Below are 2,012 nucleotides of genomic sequence, written 5' to 3'. Positions count from 1 at the left end.
GTCGCAAATATTTTTTCCGATTTATCATCATCAACAAAACGTACAAAACGGGCATCTTCAATACCACGGCTTTCAGAATCAGATATCGGAAATATAACACGCTCGGTGATATCGGAATCGTGTTTGAATTGCAAATCATAAAATGAATCCGCCAACCAGAGTACTTCTTCGAGTGCAGTTCTTCTCTCCTGGCGGATCATTGGATCGCTTAATGCTTTATTTATCAAACTTTTTAATATGGCGTACTCAAATTCGTCTGGCAGGTCCTGCATAATACGGGTTGAGTATTTGTCAGAGGTATGCATTTCTGCCAATTTCATCAGAAATCGTTCTTTGTTGTATAGGGTTTTGTGTACAATCTCTGCTTTATCAATGTTATTACCAATTTTCATCACTCGGAGATTGTTATTCTTATCCAAGATTCCTCTTCTAAAGACAATGGATGAGATATGACCTTCCCCAGTGGCACGGAAAGAAATGATAACACGTTTCTCTCCTTCTTCGAGATCCGACTGATCGAAATCTTCCACAATGGAAGGGTTAAAAATGGCGGCGGATTCTATAGCATATTCCATTGTACAATAGGAACCGATGAGCATTTTTCGTTCCTGAGACAGACTGTCATAGTCGATTTGCATCCCTTCAATTATGCTTCTAATTTTTTCGCAATGCTTAAAAAATATACTTGAAATGTTTCTATGGCGTCTGGCAAATTCCCGGAGTGTATGTTCTAGTGTGTCTATAACTTGTTTTTCATCCAACATCATTATGCGGCTCACCATCTGTTGCGTCCGTTGATCACCATTCATAAAATACCGGGCAACAACCCTCTTGGAATCAGGAGTGAATATTATATTTTTTCGGATTACTGGAACTCGCATAGCTTTATTTTTAAAATTATAATAAAATTAAGTACGCTTTTTTATGTAGTGATAAAAAGTCGTTTAAGTTTATTACCTCGTAGCTCGTTCCTGTTTTACACGAACCTACAAGGGTATTTGTTTGAAACTTTTCCATTTTCGCCCCAAGTGACTTCTACCTCTAAACCTGTCCAAAAAGAGTTGATACCCAAGCCAAGCGTTGATGAAGTAAATAAAATTATTGAAATGCTAACGCAAAAAGACTTTATTCTTTTGTTCTGAAGTCATTTTGTTGACGCTATCGGTCTCAACCTGTTTCAGCACGAATCACTTTAAGAAGTTGGGAATTTTGGAAGCTCAAAATTTAGTTAAGTGATTATGTCAAAATTACAAAAATAATAATAAAATAAGTGTTAATATTTGATTTTCGGAGCGAATGCTTTTTTAAAGACCTGATGATTGACGGCAACCTAATTTTAAATATTAATTTCTATTAGCTCTATCCTTCAAACTTTAACTGAATAATGTCGTCTCACATGTAAGGTGAAGGCTTCAAATTTCTTTTATAAAGATTACCCAACATTTAGGATCAATAGTGCAAGTTGTAAAAAGTATAAAATAAGAACGTATTTAAAAACAGAAAAACCAAAACATAATTTTTTGGTTTTCTTTTGCGGATAAAGAGAGATTTGTTTCTCTTATTGCATATCAGTTTTTGCAGTGTAGTGTTCTGCAAACTATTTTTAAAATACGGCAGCGATTTCATTCCTATAATTTATTAGGGAAAAATCGCACACTATTAGTATCTATAAATATTGATAGTTAATGGTTTCTGCTAAGTCATCTCGAAGTAAAAAATTATTGAAGGGAACCGTCAAGCATAGAAATATAAAATGTGGGGAACAAAATCTATCTCCTAATTTAAACTGTAAGTCGTCTAAAAAACAACTAAAAGTGAATAAATTTTAGTGCAACTAAGTTAGGTATTGCATCAAAAAAACTAAACAAGACAACATACTTAGCTAAAGCTTTACTGTAATTAAATATTAATACTAAATAGTTTATTAATGATCTGATTGTTAAATTAATTAATAGTTTTATTACATAAATTATTTTAATAATATAAAGATGTTAAAAGCAACAAATCACTCT

Annotated in this window: 1 pseudogene; it reads right to left on the bottom strand. The window is 33.0% G+C overall.

Annotated features, from left to right (window positions below):
- Positions 1-881 (bottom strand): annotated as a pseudogene (locus ACH2BP_RS03115) (glycosidase); the annotation flags it as partial.
- Between the last annotated feature and the right edge of the window lie 1,131 nt (positions 882-2,012).

Origin of the sequence: Flavobacterium sp. (assembly GCF_043756175.1) — a bacterium.
Taxonomy (GTDB): domain Bacteria; phylum Bacteroidota; class Bacteroidia; order Flavobacteriales; family Flavobacteriaceae; genus Flavobacterium.
Note: the sequence above shows the minus strand (reverse complement) of the source record. Positions and strands in the feature narration are given on the sequence as shown.